This is a genomic window from Pseudomonas sp. KH_040, from assembly GCF_057839305.1.
Genome location: NZ_CM174487.1, coordinates 6,080,403 through 6,096,818, shown reverse-complemented (window position 1 = coordinate 6,096,818; position 16,416 = coordinate 6,080,403). Strand labels below are relative to the sequence as shown.

The window sequence follows — 16,416 nt, the reverse complement described above, 5'->3', positions numbered from 1 at the left end:
AGAAAGCGCGATGAATAGCGATCGCTTCGACAGTGTTTGCATAGGCAGTTCAAAAAACCTCGAACGAGGGTTTTTTCAATGAATCTGTTCAGTTTGCGGCGCCAGACGCCGAGTCTTGATGACCTCGCTTTCGAGGCCAACCCTTCAGACATCAGCGAAAGTCTCAGCGCCGAGCGCCTGATGCCTAGCGTCGAACGGCCGCAACAGGTGTTTGTCCGTGGTCAGGGGTCGTGGCTGTGGGGCAGTAACGACCGCGCGTATCTCGACTTTTCTCAGGCCGGCGGCGCCAACAGCCTCGGCCACAGCCCGTCGGCGCTGGTCAAAGCCATCAGCAGTCAGGCGCAGGCGCTGATCAATCCCGGCTTCAATCTGCACAATCGAGGCATGCTCAGCCTTGCCGAGCGTCTGTGCGCCGCTACCTCCAGCGATCAGGCCTACCTGCTCAACAGCGGCAGCGAAGCCTGTGAAGCGGCGATCAAACTCGCGCGCAAATGGGGGCAGCTGCATCGCGGCGGCGCCTCGCGGATCATTGTCGCGAAGCAGGGTTGTCACGGTCGCAGTCTGGCGACGATTTCCGCCTCCGACAGCTGCAACCTGCACAACCGTTTTGCGCCGTTGCTGCCGGGGTTTGATCTGGTGCCGTTCAACGACTTGCCGGCCCTGCACGCCGCGGTCGATGCGCAAACCGTCGCGATCATGCTGGAGCCGATTCAAAGCGATGCCGGCGTTATTCCGGCCACTGAACATTACCTCAAGGGTGTCGAACGACTCTGTCGTGAACTGGGCATTCTCTTGATCCTCGACGAAGTGCAAACCGGTATCGGCCGCTGCGGCACTCTGCTCGCGGAACAGTCCTACGGCGTGCGCGCCGATATCGTCGTGCTCGGCAAAGGACTTGGCGGCGGTGTGCCATTGGCGGCGCTGCTGGCGCGGGGCAAAGCGTGCTGTTTCGAGGCCGGCGAACTGGGCGGCACCCATCACGGCAATGCATTGATGACGGCGGCCGGTCTGGTAGTGCTCGACAGCGTGCACGACCGCAGTTTCCTCCAGCAGGTCAACGACAACGGCCAGTACCTGCGCGAAGGCCTGGTCCGATTGGCACACCGCTATTACCACGGCGAACTGCGCGGTCAAGGCCTCTTCTTCGGACTGACCCTGTCAGACGATTCCGCAGAGGCCGTGGTCCACGCCGCCCTGCACGAAGGCCTGCTGCTCAATGCGCCGCAAGCCAACTGCCTGCGTTTCACCCCGGCCCTCACCGTCAGCAAAACCAACATCGATGAAATGCTCCTGCGCCTAGGCCGCTCCTTCTCGCGAGTGCGCACCGCGCAACTGCAATGCCGCAAAGGGATTGCCGTCTGAGCTGAAGTTTCCCACCCGATTTCCAGAACCGTCTCGCGGTATAACGCACGCCCCACGCCTGATTCTTTTGGCGTGGGGCGTTTTTTTTTGGCCGGGTTTTGCAGATGGCGTTTAGTGCTTGAGAGTTCGTTGTGCGAATGGTTTTTTAGAAAGTCCCTGCAGGGAATGCGGGGGCAGACCGATCGATATTTTCGAGACGGATGGCTTTGTAATCTATACCACTGGGTGGTATGTTTTTTGGAAGGGATACCGATGTCATTCAGGCTGTTCAAAACCAAGGGTTTTGCGATACGAGCCGGCAAGGCTTGGATCAGCGACGCGGAGCTCCGGGAAGCATTTTGCGAGATGCTTGAAGGTCAGGCTGACGATCTTGGTGGTGGCGTCTGGAAGAAGCGGTTGAACGCCAACCGTCATCGTTCGATTGTTTTGGCTAAGGGCGGGCGTTACTGGATCTATCAAGTGCTGTTCGCCAAGAAAGATCAGAGCAACATCACAACATCCGAATTGAAGGATTTACGAAAGTTAGCCAAAACCTATGCTCAACTGACCGAGGAGCAGATCCGGGATTTGTTGGCAATGAAGGAGTTTGTGGAGATATTTCATGAGTAAGAAATTCAAAAGTGAAGTTTTTGAATCGATACACGAATCAGCCAGCGCTCTACTGGCTGTCGGAGCAATCAGCAAGGCAACAATGCGGGAGTTTGATGAGTCGTGTCTGGCAACGGTTCCTGAAGCGATCCCGGCGGAACAGATCAAGGCTCTGCGCGAACGCAATAACGTCAGCCAGCCGGTATTCGCTCGCTACTTGAACACTAGCGCGTCGACAGTCAAACAATGGGAGTCGGGAGACAAACACCCCAGCGGAATGGCGCTGAAGTTACTGAGCATCGTGCAGAAGCACGGACTGCAAATTCTTAGCTGAGCTATCAGTTTGATACCGACACTGTGATTAGCACTGAACCCTGACGAACGGCGCGGGTCGATTAGCTTGTATGGCTCAAATGAGCCAACCCCCACACAGGAGCTGCCCCATGGATTTCATTCGCATCATCATCGCTATTCTGTTGCCACCACTGGGCGTGTTTCTGCAGGTCGGATTTGGCGGGGCGTTCTGGTTGAACATTCTGCTGACGTTGTGCGGGTATATTCCGGGGATCGTGCATGCGGTGTATATCATCGCCAAGCGCTGAGTCAGCGGCATAAACCTGTAGGTGCTGCGGCACGCTGCGATCTTTTGATTTTAATTCGAGGATCAGGATCAAAAGATCGCAGCGTGCCGCAGCTCCTACAGGAAGAGGGTTTCAGTCTGTAAATCCCATCACCCGCCGATAGAACTTCCACTCCTGCTCCAGCGCATGCGCCTGATTGGCGGCGCGGCGGAAGCCGTGGCGTTCGTCGGGGTAGTAATGCGCTTCGACCGGGACGCCGTTTTGCTCCAGCGCCGTGACCATGTCGCGGGTCTGTTGCGGGACAACGACGGCGTCCAGTTCACCTTGAAAGAAGATCACCGGTACGCGGATGTTGTTTGCGTGCAACAACGGCGTGCGGGCGGCGTAGCGTTCGGCGTCTTGCTCGGGATCGCCGATCAGCCAGTCCAGATAATCACCCTCGAATTTGTGCGTTGCCCGAGCCAATGCAACCGGGTCGCTAACGCCGTACAAACTCGCTCCGGCGCGGAAGACGTGTTTGAACGCCAGCGCACATAACGTGGTGTAGCCGCCTGCGCTGCCACCTCGAATGAATGCGCGTTCACCGTCGATCAAACCCTGTTCGGCGAGATAACTCACCGCCGCACAAGCATCCTCGACATCCACCTCGCCCCAGCTCAGATGCAGTGCCTGTCGATATTCCCGGCCATATCCACTGCTGCCGCGATAGTTGAGATCGGCGACGGTGAAGCCGCGTTGCGTCCAGTATTGAATGCGCGGGTCGAGCATCGGATAGCAGGCTGACGTCGGGCCACCGTGGATGAATACTACCAACGGCGGTTTCGTCTCACCGCTCATGGCTGGATAAAAGAATCCATGCGCTTCGCCCGAACCGCTTGGGTAGCGCAGGGTTTGCGGACGGCTGATGCGTTCGGCGGGCAGGGGCGCAACACCACCGGCCAGCACTTTCACTTCGCGACTCGTTCGATCAATAGCGATGACCGCCGAAGGGTTGATCGGCGAGGCGGCGATGCAGTAGATAAATTGCGCATCCAAAGCCAAATGCCGGAAGCGGCTGTAGTCGCCAGTGAAATCGTCATCGCCAAGCATCAGACGCCCGAAACCACCTTCGCTCCAACTGGCTAAAACCGAATTTTCAACAGGCAGCCAGGTGCAGCCGCCCAATTGCCACGGTGCTGGCGCGTGATCGGCTTGCGCAGCAGGTAATGGCTCCAAACCGTCGGAAGTCTCAGCCCACGGCTGCCAGAATCCACCACGATCGGTCAGGCAACAAAGGCGATTGTCGGCACCGAATCGAGGTTGTTGGATCGACTCTTCAAGCTCGACACCAGCGACACATTGCGGCGAACCAAATGCACCGTCAGTCAAACGCTCTGCCACCATCAACCGAGTCGACGTCCACGGCTGATGCGGCCGACTCCACTCGATCCAGGCCAAACGCTGGCCATCCACACTGAGGATTGGCGCCGCATAAAAATCCGCGCCTTCAGCCAATAAATGCCGCGTCCCGTCAGCGAGACCGATTGCTACCAGCCGATGCTGATCTTGCTGTTCTTCGACCGCCAGCACCTGGCCGGAAGCAAAATGCAGATCGCCATAACGGCACTCGCCCGACGTCAATGCTTCAGGCTCGCCATCGAGATTTTGGCGATACAACTGCTGATCCGCCTCAGCAACGAAAACCACCCCGTTCGGCGTCAGACAAAACGCACCACCGCCATATTCGTACACCCGACTGCGCACGCTGAAACCGTCTGGCGTAAGACAATTCGCCATGCCATCGCGCCAATGCCAGATCCGGCACGCGGCATCCTCCGGTCGATATTCATTCCAGAACAACCCGTTGGCGCCGAGCTGCAACTCGGCGAAGTCCATGCCGGCAGCGACGGCTTGCGAGGCGCTGAAAGGCTCAGCCCTTGGCGATGAGGCGCGAGTTTCGTTCATTGCGGAAGGCCAGTTGTTCGATGGTTTGGGTGGCGGTCTCGGCTTCTTCGCGGGCCTTGAGGATCACACCGTGATGTTCGGACTTGCTGCACACCGGGTCGGCATTGCTCGCATCGCCGGTGAGCATGAACGCCTGGCAGCGGCAGCCGCCGAAGTCTTTTTCTTTCTCGTCACAAGAGCGGCACGGCTCGGGCATCCAGTCGTAACCACGGAAGCGGTTGAAGCCGAACGAGTCGTACCAGATGTGTTGCATGCTGTGATCGCGCACATTGGGAAACTGCACCGGCATCTGTCGGGCGCCGTGGCAGGGCAGCGCGGTGCCGTCCGGGGTGACCGTCAGAAAGATACTGCCCCAGCCGTTCATGCAGGCTTTCGGGCGTTCTTCGTAGTAATCCGGGGTGACGAAAATCAGTTTGCACGGATGCCCTTCGGCTTCCAGCTTGGCGCGGTATTCGTTGGTGATGCGTTCGGCGCGCACCAGTTGTTCCTTGGTCGGCAACAGGCCGACACGATTGAGCTGCGCCCAACCGTAAAACTGGCAGGTGGCTAGTTCGACAAAGTCGGCTTCGAGCGCTATGCACAGTTCGATGATGCGGTCGATCTTGTCGATGTTGTGCCGATGGGTGACGAAGTTCAGCACCATCGGATAGCCGTGGGCCTTCACTGCGCGGGCCATTTCCAGCTTCTGCGCGAAAGCCTTTTTCGAACCGGCGAGCAGGTTGTTCACTTGCTCGTCGCTGGCTTGGAAACTGATCTGGATATGATCGAGGCCGGCCTTCTTGAAGTCGCTGATTTTCTGCTCGGTCAGGCCGATGCCGGAGGTGATCAGGTTGGTGTAGAAACCCAACTGCCGCGCTTCATGAATCAGCTCGGCGAGATCCTGACGCACCAGCGGCTCGCCGCCGGAAAAACCCAGTTGCGCCGCGCCCATCTCCCGCGCCTCGCGGAACACCTTGACCCATTGTTCTGTGGTCAGTTCTTTGCCCTGCTCGGCGAAATCCAGCGGATTGGAGCAGTACGGGCATTGCAGCGGGCAGCGGTAGGTCAGCTCGGCGAGCAGCCACAACGGCAGGCCGATTTCAGGCTTGGCCGGCAGATCAGGCAAGTTCGATCCAGTGCTGCGCACGGGCAACCTCCATGAATTGCTCGATGTCATCACCGAGCTCAGGCACGCCGGGGAACTGCTCGTCGAGTTTGGCGATGATCGCCGCGACATCGCGTTCACCGTCGATCAGCCCACCGATCAGCGCGGCGCTGTCGTTGAGTTTGATCATGCCTTCGGGGTAGAGCAGCACGTGACCTTTCTGCGCCGGTTCGTACTGGAAGCGGTAGCCGGGACGCCAGGTCGGGACTTTGCTGCGGTCGAAACTCATAAGGTGATTCCTTTATGCCAGACGCGTTGTTCGGTGACGCTGTGATACGGCGGGCGGTTCAGTTCGTAGGCCATGCTCATGGCATCGAGCATGCTCCAAAGAATGTCCAGTTTGAACTGGAGAATTTCCAGCATGCGCTCCTGGCCTTCACGCGTCTTGTAGTGCTCAAGCGTGATTGCCAGACCGTGCTCGACATCACGCCGTGCCTGACCGAGGCGGGTGCGGAAGTATTCGTAACCGGCCGGGTCGATCCACGGGTAATGCTGCGGCCAGCTGTCGAGGCGCGACTGGTGGATCTGCGGTGCAAACAGTTCGGTCAACGAGCTGCTGGCGGCTTCCTGCCAACTGGCGCGGCGGGCGAAGTTGACGTAGGCGTCGACGGCAAAGCGTACGCCGGGCAATACCAGTTCTTGGGAGCGCAGTTGATCCGGATCGAGACCGACCGCTTGACCGAGGCGCAGCCAGGCTTCGATACCGCCGTCTTCACCGGGAGCGCCGTCGTGGTCGAGCAGGCGCTGAATCCATTCGCGGCGGATTTCCCGATCGGGGCAGTTGGCGAGGATCGCCGCGTCCTTCAGGGGGATGTTCACCTGATAGTAGAAGCGGTTGGCGACCCAGCCCTGAATCTGTTCGCGAGTTGCTCGGCCTTGGTACATCGCCACGTGGTAGGGGTGGTGGATGTGGTAGTAGGCGCCTTTGGCGCGCAGGGCCGCTTCGAATTCGGTGGGGGACATTGGCGTGTCAGTCATGTCTGTTCTCCGGGAACAACCGTTGGATTCTGTGGTGTCTGTCAGGACGTCATCGCTGGCAAGCCAGCTCCCACAGGTTTTGTGTACACCACAGAACCTTGTGGGAGCTGGCTTGCCAGCGATGGGGCCATCCGCTACAGCACAATACTCATGCCGTCATACGCCACTTCAACATCACGCCGCGCCAACTCGGCACGCTCCGGCGAATCCTCATCGAGAATCGGATTGGTGTTGTTGATGTGGATAAGCACCTTGCGCTGCTCTGGCAGTTGTTCCAGCACTTCGAGCATGCCGCCAGGCCCGTTCTGTGCCAGGTGACCCATCTCGCGACCGGTGCGCGTGCCGACGCCACGGCGCTGCATTTCATCGTCATCCCACATCGTGCCGTCGACCAACAGGCAATCACTGCCCGCCATGATCTCCAGTAACGGTGCGTCGACCTTGCCCAGCCCCGGCGCGTAGAACAGCTTGCCGCCGGTGTTCAGGTCTTCAACGATCAAACCGATGTTATCGCCCGGATGCGGATCGAAGCGGTGTGGCGAATACGGCGGCGCCGCGCTGCGCAACGGCAGCGGAGTGAAGCGCAGGCTCGGGCACGCGGCCACGGTGAAACTTTGGTCAAGTTCGATGCGGTTCCAGTCCAGCCCACCGTTCCAGTGGGTGAGCATCTTGAACAGCGGAAAACCGGTGCTCAGATCTTCATGAACCATGTCCGTGCACCAGACCTGATGCGGGCAGCCTTCGCGCAGGCTGAGCAGGCCGGTGGTGTGGTCGATCTGGCTGTCCATCAGAATGATCGCGCTGATGCCGGTGTCGCGCAGGGCCCGGCCCGGTTGCATCGGGGCGAAGCTCTGCAGTTGCGCGCGGATGTCCGGCGAGGCGTTGCACAGCACCCAGTTCACGCCGTCGTCGGAAATCGCGATGGACGATTGGGTGCGGGCCTTGGCATTCAGGCTGCCGTCGCGAAAACCTGCACAGTTGACGCAGTTGCAGTTCCACTGCGGAAAACCGCCGCCAGCGGCCGAACCCAGAATCTGGACGAACATGAACACTCCATCATTTCAACGCGGAAAATAAAACGCCTCGGCGAGCCGAGGCGTTGCACTGCAATTCTACGTAAGCAGAACTCAGCGGCTGGCGAAGTACATGGTGACTTCGAAGCCGATACGCAGGTCGGTGTAAGCCGGTTTTGTCCAGGACATGGTGTGTCTCCTCAGGGTGGGGTGGGATAGCGCTGTCCATAGTTATAGTCCACGGCAGCGCAAAGATGTTCCAAATAGTTAGGCTGCTATGTTACTCAAAATTTCCGGGTAAATGCCCGTGAATCTTTGAGAAAGCTCCTTGCAGCCTTGGTAATGATCAATTTGCTGCTTGCCATGAGGTCTCGGGTGCCGGATCGCTGGCGAGGCAGAGCCAGCCGCCTTCGGCGTTGCTCAAGCGCTGCGCAGCGCTGAGCAATGTCTGGCGATCCAGTTGGCCGATGGCGGCGATCAATTGCTCAAGATAATCCGACGAGTGACCTGCAAGCCTGGCCTGCCAAAGCAGTTCGGCGGCGTCTTTGCTGGACAGGTTGGCGTCGTCGAATTGATCAGCGAGGCTCTGGCGTTGTTGCTCGAAGCTCGACTCATCATTCTTTTCGACCAGCATTGGCAGGCTTTCGAAGAACTGCCGAATGTGGCCGAGCAGTTCCACGGGTGGGGTGTTCGGGGATTGCACGCCGAACAGCATGGCCGTCTGGCCGTGAATCTGGCGCAGTGCGCTGAAAACTGCATAACCCAATTGCAATTCGACCCGCAGGCGCTGGTAGAAAGGTGTCTGGCACAACTGCGCCAACAGCCGCCACGCGGCTTCGTCGGCGAGGCTGCGGCTGGTAGTCGGGCAGAACAGCAGCAAGGCGTATTCGCTGGAGGCGGTATCGATATGTCGCCAGTGTTTTTGCGCGGTGATCGTCGTCGGCGCTGGCAACTGATTGTCCGCAATCCCGGGAATCCGGCTCAGGGCCAAGCCCATGGCAGATTGAGTCTGTTGATTCAGGCCCAGGGCGAGGCCGTCCCAGCGTGAAGTTGTCCACAGGTGTTGGGCGTCGTCGCCGGTTTTGGCTGATTCCAGCGTCTGTTCCGGCAACGTTTTCAACAGTTGGCGGATGGGGTTCAACGGCGCTTGCGGTTCACTGCGCGGCGAATCGGGGTCAACTTGCGTCAGAGATTTCAGCGCATGTTCAAGGACGCTGGGCATTGGCTCTTGCAGCCCGGTGAGCTTCAGCAGCCATTGATTGCCAGCGTCGCTGAAAGACAGGTCGACGCCGGCTTCTCGGGCGTCTTGCTGCGTTTGCCGAAGACTACGCTGCAACCTCGATTGCAGGTCAGCGCTGGCTGCAACTTCCACCTGCCAGCGCAGATAAACTGCGCCTTCATCCGTGTTGTCCGGCAACGCCCGACTGAACTGCATCGGCGAGCGTTCACGACGGCCGCGCGAACGATCCTGAGCGAACGTGCGCAGCCCTCGGTGGGCACTGGTCTGGCCGCGAATCAGCCCGGCGTTGGCCAAGGGTTCGCTGGCTCTCAGAAAAGGATTGGCAGCAGGCAGGCTCCAGTGATCGCTGAAGTTATCCACAGTGCCGATTTCGCTGAGAATTTGTGTAAGGGCTTTAACGCCGGAATCAGACAACCCGACTTCCAACGCTTCACTATCGAGCCGCGCCAGTTGCAGCGCGCCGCTGACTTGTTGCTGACGCTGAAGCAGCGCCGCGTATTCTTTTTGCAGTGGCACCCAATCTTGTTGAGCAAAGAAACTCAGCCAATCCAGCACCAACTCGCCAATGGCGTTTAACGATTCGGACGCTGCGCTGAACTCCAGATGCAGCAACGTTTGGCTGGCAAAGTGATAGACCGGCGCAGCTTTTAATCCATCGGCCAGATTCTGCTGCTGCAAATGCGCCAGCAAGCCTCCGGGTTTGGCGCTGTTCAACCAATGGCAAAGGAATGCCAAAGCCTCGCCAGACGACTCAGGCAAGGCATCGAACGCAAACATCAGGTTGCCGCGTCGCTCAGCCACCTGTTGATAACTTTTTACCGCCAGCGGTATGGATGCCGCCTGCGCAACTTTATCCCCAGCTGGCAAATCCGCTGCAAATTGTTCAGCCAGTGCTTTCAGTTCCTCAAGACTCTGCGGTCCGACCAGACTCAGCGTCATCTGCCCAGTCCGATAAAACTGCTGGTGGAAGGCTTTCAACGCCTGTTGAAACGCAGATTGTTCGACTGGCAGGCTGTCGCGATTCCCCGCATGAAATCCGCGCAACGGATGATCTGCCGGTAAACCTTCGTACAAGGAAAACTGCTGCTGCGCCGCAGAATCCTGCGTCCATGCGACAAATTCTGCCTGCAACACTTCCCGTTCCCGCAACTGATCGTCCAGATTCATACGCGGCTGAGCGAGCATGTCTGACAGACGCTCCAGCCCGTCGCTGAATGAGCGCGTCGGCAATTCAAAGAAAAAGTCAGTAGTACGTTCGCGCGTGCTGGCATTCACTTGCCCACCATGACGCTGTACGTAGGCCATCAGCCCATCGCCGGCAGGAAAACGCTCGGTGCCGAGAAACAGCAAGTGTTCAAGAAAGTGCGCCAGTCCCGGCCATGCCAGCGGCACATCATGGCTACCGACAGCCACGCGCAATGCAGCGGCACTGCGCTTCAGCCCGGGCACATGACGCAGGGTCACGCGCAAGCCGTTGGCCAGGATTTCAGAGTGGAGGCGGGGGTGAGTCGGCGCAGGCATGGGCACTTCCAGAACAGTGAAGTGCCAATGCTAGCGGATTAGCGCTGGTTGAGCGCGTCGTAAAGTTCGGGGCGACGGTCGCTGAGGTAGCGATTGGCGGCGCGGGAGTCGAGCATCAACTGTCGATCGAGCTTGCCGATGATCAGCGCTTCGTCGAGTCCGGCCTGAGCGATGCGGCTGCCATCCGGTGCGGCGATGCTGCTTTGCCCGCAGTAATGGATGTAACCTTCGTGGCCGCAGTAGTTGGCGTAAGCCACGTAGCATTGGTTTTCGAAGGCGCGTGAACGCACGGTGACGTCAGCGACAAAATCAAACGGGATCATGTTCGCCGTCGGCACCAGAATCAATTCGGCGCCGGCGAGCGCCAGACGTCGGGTGTTTTCCGGAAACTCCAGGTCGTAACAAATCAGGAAACCGAGCTTCCAGCCGTTGAGTTCGACGATGGGAAAATCATCATTGCCGGAGCTGAACATCGAGCGATCCAGATCACCGAACAGATGCGTCTTGCGGTAATTGCACAGGCGCTCACCGCTCGAATCGATCAACTGCACCGCGTTGTAAATCTGCCCGTCGGCGGTGCGCTCCGGATAACCGTAAGCAATCGCCAGACCCGCAGCCTTGGCGATCCGGCCGATCTGCTGCGCCCATTCACCGTTGTAGACCTCGGCCAAGGTGCTGACCGCTTCGGCGCCGATGTTGTAGCCGGTCATGAACATCTCCGGCAGCACCAACAGGTCGGCACCCTTGGCCTCCATCGCCAGTTGATGCAGGCGTTGCAGGTTGGCGGCGGGCTCCAGTGGCAGCGGTGGACATTGGTAAAGGGCTACACGCATCAGGAATTCCTCTTACTCGGGCAGGGCGATAGGGCCGATGTCTTTGAACACATCACCCGGGCCCGGGTTCGCTTTATGTGTCGAACCGCCGAAATGCTTCATGATCCCCCACACCGCGTTGAGCGACGTCTGCACTGCGCCTTCGACCCATGCCGGCGTCCACGAAACATCGTCGCCAGCGATAAAAATCCCGCGCTGCTCGGCTGGCATTTCGTCCTGCATGAAGTGCGCATACATGCGCTGGTTGTAGCGATAGTGGCCGGGCAGGGCGCCTTTGAATGCACCGAGGAAATGCGGGTCGGCTTCCCACGACACGGTGATCGGATCGCCGATGATCCGCGCAGCGATGTCGACTTTCGGGTAGATCTTTTTCAACGCATTCAACGCAAGCTCAACGCGTTTTTCCACCGGATGCGGCAGCATCTTCAGCGCGTCGCTCATCCACGAATAAGACAGGCAGATCACGCCCGGTTTGTCGTCGCCATTGTCGAACAGGTAAGTGCCACGGGTCAGGCGATCGGTGAGGGTCATGCTCATCAGGTCGCGGCCGGTTTCAGGGTCCTTGTCCTTCCAGAACGGCCGGTCGACCATCACGAAAGTCTTCGACGATTGCATGTAGCGGGTGCGGTCGAGGGCCATCCACATTTTCTGCGAGAACAGGCTTTCGTCGCATTCGATCTGGGTGGTCAACAGCCAGCTCTGACAAGTGGTCAGCACGGCGGCGTATTCGCGGGTGTCGCCATTATTGTCGGTGACCGCGAAACGACCATCCGCCGCGTGGGCAATTTTCTTCACGCCGGAGCGCGGCGCACCACGGTGCAGGGATTTCAGGCTGGTGCCTTCGGGCCAGTACACGCAGCGTTCCGGCACATGCCGCCAGATGCCCTGCGGTACTTGTTCGACGCCGCCGACCACCAGATGCTGATGATCGTCGCAGTTGGTCATCACCACGCGGAAGATTTCCAGCATCGAGTTAGGAAAGTCCGAATCCCAGCCGCCGGTGCCGAATCCGACTTGGCCGAACACTTCGCGGTGATGGAACGACAGTTTGGCGAAGGCCTCGGAGGTGGCGACAAAGTCATAGAAGGTGCGGTCGTCCCACAGCGGCACCAGCGTGTTCCACAGCTCTTTCAGGCGCGGTACATCGCGGTCGCGGATGGCTTGCTGGATATCGGCGAACTGCGAGCCGGCCTCCAGCGCATCCGCCCAGGCGTCAGCCACTTCCTGAAACAGTGCAGGAAGATCCGCCAGTTTTTGTGCGTAATGGGTTTTGCCTTCCAGGTCGATCACCGTGCTGCCGGAGGCCGGCGTCAGCGGGTTCGGGAAGGGTTTGGTTTCGAGGCCGAGCTTGTCGACGTAGTGATAAAACGCGGTGGAAGACACCGGGAAACGCATGCCGCCGAGTTCAGCGACGATGCCGTCGGTGCCGTTGAAGGCCTGCGAACGCAGACGGCCACCGAGTTTTGATGCTTCGTAAACCACCGGTTTCAAGCCGAGCTTCATCAACTCGTAAGCGGCCACCAGGCCGGCGATGCCTGCGCCGACGATCGCCACTTCAGCGCCATGATGGTGTTCAGGAATGCTGCCGAGACCGGCCGGGTGTTCGATCCAGTCGTCAAACGCGAACGGAAAGTCCGGACCGAAAATGGTGACTGGTTTCTTACCGTCTACAGGATGGCGATTGTTCTTGTTCATGGCTGACCTTGATGGCGACCCGACGCAGGATGCGCGTCTGAGTATAGGAAAAGTTGCCAGCCATTCTAGGGAGCGTAGAACACGTTAATAAGACGCAAAGTGTCGTCGTTTTGGCAGATTAGCGATCAATATGACGAGCAGTGGCTACACACCGACCAAAATTTGCGAGAGAGCCTGCTCGAGAAGAAGCTCTGAAATCCACCCGAGAAGCCCGATCAAAATCTTAAACCGGCTGCCCCCGATCAATCTTGCTACTCAATATGATCGAAGTCGTGGTCTTCTCCACCCCGTCCACGCTGCCAATCTGATCGAGTAACTGATCCAGTTGCTCCGGCGAGTCCGTACGCAACCACGCCACATAATCAAACTCGCCACTCACGGCACACAGTTGCTGCACCTGTGCCATCGCACTCAACCGGCGCAACACCTCTTTGCCTGAGCGCGGCTGCACCTTGATCCCGACATACGCCTGCAACCCGCCATCGACCACCCGCTGACCCAGGCGTACGCCATAGCCGGTGATCACTTTGGCTTTTTCCAGGCGCGCCAGACGCGACGTCACGGTGGTGCGCGCAATGCCCAATTGCCGGGCAAGCATGGCCACGCTCTCACGAGCATTGATCTGCAGGGCAGCGATCAACTGACGATCGATTTCATCAAGCACGGGCGGGCGGATGTCTGGCAAGGGGCGGCTCCATTGGCGCGGATCGGTGGTTGGCGCATGTTACAGGCTCAATTGCCGGGACGCTTGCAGGCGATGATTGGGTTTCATCCGCATGTCGACGCTATTGTCCTGCTGAAACCTGACCGTTGATTCGAGCCCGTGTTTCTTACGCCAGTACCTTGGCAAATGCCTCCCGGAATCGGCGCATGTCATCGTCCGTGCCGACGCTCACTCGAACCCAGGTCGGCCATTCTTTCCATACGCGACCGACATGAACGTGGCGCTCGGCCAATGCCTTTACCACGGCAGCCGCAGGGCGTCTGACATCAATCATGAAGCAATTGGCCTGGGACGCTGTGCAACGAAAACCTCGCGCACTCAGCCAGGCGATGGTTTCCTCTCGCAGACGCGTGTTGTTCTGTTTCCTTTGCGCCAGCAACGAAGCGTCCTCAAGGCTGGCGATTGCTCCCAGCAAAGAAGAAGCGGCCGGGACGTTGTAGTTGCCGAACACTTCCAATTGTTCCAACAGCGCAGGGTTACCTACTGCGATGCCGAGCCTTGCACCCGCCATGCCGTAGATTTTCGAAAAGGTACGCAGCACCAGCAGGTCGGGGTGATCCTTGACCAGTGGGATGCAGGTGATGGCCTGCGAGAAATCGATGTAAGCCTCATCCACCAACAGAATCGAGCCTTTGGGTTTGTCCTTCAACGCGCGTTCAATATCGCTGCGGGCAGTGAGGGTGCCGGTCGGATTATTCGGATTGCAGATGTAGATCAACCCCGGCTGATGATCGGCAGCCAGCATGCGCGGCAGGTCGTGAGCATGCTCAGCGTTCAGCGGTACTTCGTGGACAGCGACATTTCTACCGCGCGCAGCCTGGACGGGATCTTCATAGGACGGTGCGGCAACCACCAGACTTCCCTGTTGCGTGAAGGCATGCACGGCGTGCTGCAGGGCCTGCTTGGAGCCGCTGTAGGTCTGCACGAAATCTTCGGGAATGCCTTGCTGGCGGGCAAACAGTGCATTGAGCCGGTACTGGATCTTGTAGGGATAACGTCCCGACAGGGCGATACCTTCCTGCATCGCTTGTCGAGCAGCCGTCGAGGGTCCCCAAGGGCTTTCGTTGAAGTTGATCAGCACCTCGTCAGAAGTTGCCGCTACAGAGGCTGTTTCAATTTGAGCCTGAGCCCAAGGATTGTGCGCCAGCAGTGGCAGTGTCGCGGCAAATCCAACGAATGAGCGTCGAGTGACATCAACCATGAGAACTCCCTTTTCGGATCATCAGATGCGCCACTGCTGTGTGGCCCCTTTAATGAAGTAACGAAATGGTTAATGGTTGATTTACCGTTGAGGCACTGTGAAAAGCGATGGCACACTCAGCCCTGAAATAGATCTATGCAGTTTTCTGGATACAAGGCGTTTGCCATCTGCACTCTTCAGAGAGTGTTTGCGTTTTCTAGTGATCGTGGCAAAGGCCTTCTGGCTCGACGAGATACCTGCATTACGTGGCGCTCGACAAGTTGGTAACTGATGAATGAAACGAGAATGACCGCACTATAAGAAATGGTCCAGAAAAGTATGGCGCTCCACAGCCCACCGTTGGAGTAACCGAGCATGCTCCAAATACGACCGCAGACACTTAATGTGAGGATGTGCGACAGATACATTGAATAGGAAATGTCGCCGATAAATGCTAGCAGGCGGGGAGCGTGTTTTTTGCTTATGACTTCTTGCAAGGCACAAGCCAATAATAATAGAGCGTAGCCACCGCCGACCAGGAACGCCCTTTTCAGTGGTATCGCCTGAATAACATCAGCATTGCCCACTGTTTTATCGAAAAACGCGTAGAGCAGACTGCTCATCCCCACCGCTGCAAGTAACACGGGGGGTATCGTTTTCAGGCCGCGTTGCGCAAGCTTCAGATAAGCGACGCCCGACAGCGCGCCGAGTATGAATTCGATTGAAAATTCGTGGGTGATAATCCGCAGATAAGGAGCGCCCGTTGTGGTCATGAAAAAAGAAGCGAAGACAATTGCAAGCAACCACACGAGCAAGGCAGCCGAAACGTACTGTACTGGCAGCTTCAATATTAAGGCGAAGACCAGGTAAAACCATATTTCATGCGTGAGTGACCACGCAACCATCACCAGGGGAGCTGACTCTTCAGGTAGTAATAGAAAGGACGAAAGGATATTTGAATGGCCGCTCTGAGAGTTGTTTACCAGTTCTGGCCTGATGATGAAGACCAATAGGACTGCCAGAAAATAAACCCAGTAGGTCGGGTAGATTCGAAGAAAGCGGCCCTTGAGAAAGTTTAATGTCTCGCCGCGCAGCCCAAATTTTTTGCGAAAGGCGATGATCATTACGAAGCCACTGAGTGCGAAGAACAGGTCGACGCCTGTTTGTCCGAATACAAACAGCTCGGGAATGATCAACTCACTCTGTAGGTATTTTGTATTGATAAAAATAGAATGGAACGCAACAACCAGAAGAGCAGCCAGGCCTCTAGCAGCTTGTAGCGAGGTAAGTTTATGCACCTGATTTCGTCCTTCGAACTGGCTAGACATCCTGTGTTGGCAGTTTGAAAGTAACGCATCTTTGACGCAAGGGCGAAGCGCGGAAACCGCCATTTGCCATACGGCAATCGATTTCAAAAAATTGCAACGTTACGGCGGGTGTTGAGTGAGGCGGATGCCGTTCTGCTTCGACACTTGGCCCGCTCTCGCGCCAGAAACGCGAAAGCCGCGCATTTGCGCGGCTTTCAGGTTTGGTGGGCCCACACGGACTTGAACCGTGGACCAAAGGATTATGAGTCCTCTGCTCTAACCAACTGAGCTATAGGCCCTCAGTAG

Annotated in this window: 16 protein-coding genes and 1 tRNA gene; 4 read left to right on the top strand and 13 right to left on the bottom strand. The window is 57.9% G+C overall.

Features of this window, described 5'->3' with window-relative positions:
- Positions 1-78 precede the first annotated feature (78 nt).
- The 4 genes from AC3IUF_RS27235 to AC3IUF_RS27220 all read left to right on the top strand — a co-directional run bounded on the left by AC3IUF_RS27235 (position 79) and on the right by AC3IUF_RS27220 (position 2,552).
- Positions 79-1,362, top strand: coding sequence for an aspartate aminotransferase family protein (locus AC3IUF_RS27235; protein ID WP_095112719.1), 1,284 nt, complete (start codon positions 79-81; stop codon positions 1,360-1,362).
- Between the two features lie 252 nt (positions 1,363-1,614).
- Positions 1,615-1,971: a type II toxin-antitoxin system RelE/ParE family toxin gene (locus tag AC3IUF_RS27230; RefSeq protein ID WP_095112718.1), complete on the top strand. Its 357-nt coding sequence runs from the start codon at positions 1,615-1,617 to the stop codon at positions 1,969-1,971.
- Positions 1,964-2,284 carry a helix-turn-helix domain-containing protein gene (locus AC3IUF_RS27225; protein WP_007910062.1) on the top strand — a complete coding sequence of 107 codons (321 nt, stop codon included), beginning with the start codon at positions 1,964-1,966 and terminating at the stop codon, positions 2,282-2,284. Before AC3IUF_RS27230 ends, AC3IUF_RS27225 begins: the two co-directional genes overlap by 8 nt.
- Positions 2,285-2,393: 109 nt before the next feature.
- Complete coding sequence (locus AC3IUF_RS27220) at positions 2,394-2,552, top strand: YqaE/Pmp3 family membrane protein (RefSeq protein ID WP_003228885.1); 159 nt, start codon at positions 2,394-2,396, stop codon at positions 2,550-2,552.
- A 111-nt stretch (positions 2,553-2,663) separates the two neighbouring features.
- Here the strand turns inward: AC3IUF_RS27220 and AC3IUF_RS27215 are convergent, their stop codons facing one another.
- The 13 genes from AC3IUF_RS27215 to AC3IUF_RS27155 all read right to left on the bottom strand — a co-directional run bounded on the left by AC3IUF_RS27215 (position 2,664) and on the right by AC3IUF_RS27155 (position 16,409).
- A complete protein-coding gene (locus tag AC3IUF_RS27215; protein ID WP_489279772.1) occupies positions 2,664-4,475 on the bottom strand; it encodes a S9 family peptidase in 1,812 nt (603 codons plus the stop codon).
- Positions 4,441-5,601, bottom strand: a complete 1,161-nt coding sequence (gene pqqE / locus AC3IUF_RS27210; RefSeq protein ID WP_123375972.1) for a pyrroloquinoline quinone biosynthesis protein PqqE — start codon at positions 5,599-5,601, stop codon at positions 4,441-4,443. The genes AC3IUF_RS27215 and pqqE overlap by 35 nt, the downstream gene beginning before the upstream one ends.
- Complete coding sequence (gene pqqD, locus AC3IUF_RS27205; RefSeq protein ID WP_007910068.1) at positions 5,573-5,848, bottom strand: pyrroloquinoline quinone biosynthesis peptide chaperone PqqD; 276 nt, start codon at positions 5,846-5,848, stop codon at positions 5,573-5,575. Before pqqD ends, pqqE begins: the two co-directional genes overlap by 29 nt.
- Positions 5,845-6,597, bottom strand: coding sequence for a pyrroloquinoline-quinone synthase PqqC (gene pqqC / locus AC3IUF_RS27200; protein ID WP_007949605.1), 753 nt, complete (start codon positions 6,595-6,597; stop codon positions 5,845-5,847). Before pqqC ends, pqqD begins: the two co-directional genes overlap by 4 nt.
- A 134-nt stretch (positions 6,598-6,731) precedes the next feature.
- Positions 6,732-7,643, bottom strand: coding sequence for a pyrroloquinoline quinone biosynthesis protein PqqB (gene pqqB / locus AC3IUF_RS27195; RefSeq protein WP_095112716.1), 912 nt, complete (start codon positions 7,641-7,643; stop codon positions 6,732-6,734).
- An 81-nt stretch (positions 7,644-7,724) separates the two neighbouring features.
- A complete protein-coding gene (gene pqqA / locus AC3IUF_RS27190) occupies positions 7,725-7,799 on the bottom strand; it encodes a pyrroloquinoline quinone precursor peptide PqqA (RefSeq protein ID WP_003422658.1) in 75 nt (24 codons plus the stop codon).
- A gap of 157 nt (positions 7,800-7,956) precedes the next feature.
- Positions 7,957-10,371 (bottom strand): pyrroloquinoline quinone biosynthesis protein PqqF, encoded by a 2,415-nt coding sequence (gene pqqF, locus AC3IUF_RS27185; RefSeq protein ID WP_489279771.1) that lies wholly within the window; start codon positions 10,369-10,371, stop codon positions 7,957-7,959.
- Positions 10,372-10,409: 38 nt separating this feature from the next.
- The gene (locus tag AC3IUF_RS27180; protein ID WP_489279770.1) at positions 10,410-11,204 is read right to left on the bottom strand and encodes a carbon-nitrogen hydrolase family protein; all 795 of its coding nucleotides are present in this window, start codon (positions 11,202-11,204) and stop codon (positions 10,410-10,412) included.
- A 12-nt stretch (positions 11,205-11,216) separates the two neighbouring features.
- Positions 11,217-12,899, bottom strand: coding sequence for a flavin monoamine oxidase family protein (locus tag AC3IUF_RS27175; RefSeq protein ID WP_489279768.1), 1,683 nt, complete (start codon positions 12,897-12,899; stop codon positions 11,217-11,219).
- 223 nt (positions 12,900-13,122) lie between these two features.
- The gene (locus tag AC3IUF_RS27170) at positions 13,123-13,584 is read right to left on the bottom strand and encodes an Lrp/AsnC family transcriptional regulator (RefSeq protein WP_007910086.1); all 462 of its coding nucleotides are present in this window, start codon (positions 13,582-13,584) and stop codon (positions 13,123-13,125) included.
- 145 nt (positions 13,585-13,729) lie between these two features.
- Positions 13,730-14,824, bottom strand: a complete 1,095-nt coding sequence (ptaA, locus tag AC3IUF_RS27165) for a pyoverdine biosynthesis transaminase PtaA (RefSeq protein ID WP_007910087.1) — start codon at positions 14,822-14,824, stop codon at positions 13,730-13,732.
- A gap of 176 nt (positions 14,825-15,000) precedes the next feature.
- Entirely contained in the window at positions 15,001-16,101 is a 1,101-nt protein-coding gene (locus AC3IUF_RS27160) for an acyltransferase family protein (protein ID WP_489279766.1), read from the bottom strand.
- Positions 16,102-16,332: 231 nt separating this feature from the next.
- A tRNA-Ile gene (locus AC3IUF_RS27155) sits at positions 16,333-16,409 on the bottom strand.
- Between the last annotated feature and the right edge of the window lie 7 nt (positions 16,410-16,416).

What these genes read in the sequence shown, in the direction of transcription:
- AC3IUF_RS27225 (WP_007910062.1), top strand. Translation starts at nt 1,964, where the DNA reads ATGAGTAAGAAATTCAAAAGTGAAGTTTTTGAATCGATACACGAATCA.
- pqqB (WP_095112716.1), bottom strand. Translation starts at nt 7,643, where the DNA reads ATGTTCGTCCAGATTCTGGGTTCGGCCGCTGGCGGCGGTTTTCCGCAG.
- AC3IUF_RS27220 (WP_003228885.1), top strand. Translation starts at nt 2,394, where the DNA reads ATGGATTTCATTCGCATCATCATCGCTATTCTGTTGCCACCACTGGGC.
- AC3IUF_RS27215 (WP_489279772.1), bottom strand. Translation starts at nt 4,475, where the DNA reads ATGAACGAAACTCGCGCCTCATCGCCAAGGGCTGAGCCTTTCAGCGCC.
- AC3IUF_RS27235 (WP_095112719.1), top strand. Translation starts at nt 79, where the DNA reads ATGAATCTGTTCAGTTTGCGGCGCCAGACGCCGAGTCTTGATGACCTC.
- AC3IUF_RS27230 (WP_095112718.1), top strand. Translation starts at nt 1,615, where the DNA reads ATGTCATTCAGGCTGTTCAAAACCAAGGGTTTTGCGATACGAGCCGGC.
- ptaA (WP_007910087.1), bottom strand. Translation starts at nt 14,824, where the DNA reads ATGGTTGATGTCACTCGACGCTCATTCGTTGGATTTGCCGCGACACTG.
- pqqF (WP_489279771.1), bottom strand. Translation starts at nt 10,371, where the DNA reads ATGCCTGCGCCGACTCACCCCCGCCTCCACTCTGAAATCCTGGCCAAC.
- AC3IUF_RS27175 (WP_489279768.1), bottom strand. Translation starts at nt 12,899, where the DNA reads ATGAACAAGAACAATCGCCATCCTGTAGACGGTAAGAAACCAGTCACC.
- AC3IUF_RS27180 (WP_489279770.1), bottom strand. Translation starts at nt 11,204, where the DNA reads ATGCGTGTAGCCCTTTACCAATGTCCACCGCTGCCACTGGAGCCCGCC.
- pqqC (WP_007949605.1), bottom strand. Translation starts at nt 6,597, where the DNA reads ATGACTGACACGCCAATGTCCCCCACCGAATTCGAAGCGGCCCTGCGC.
- pqqD (WP_007910068.1), bottom strand. Translation starts at nt 5,848, where the DNA reads ATGAGTTTCGACCGCAGCAAAGTCCCGACCTGGCGTCCCGGCTACCGC.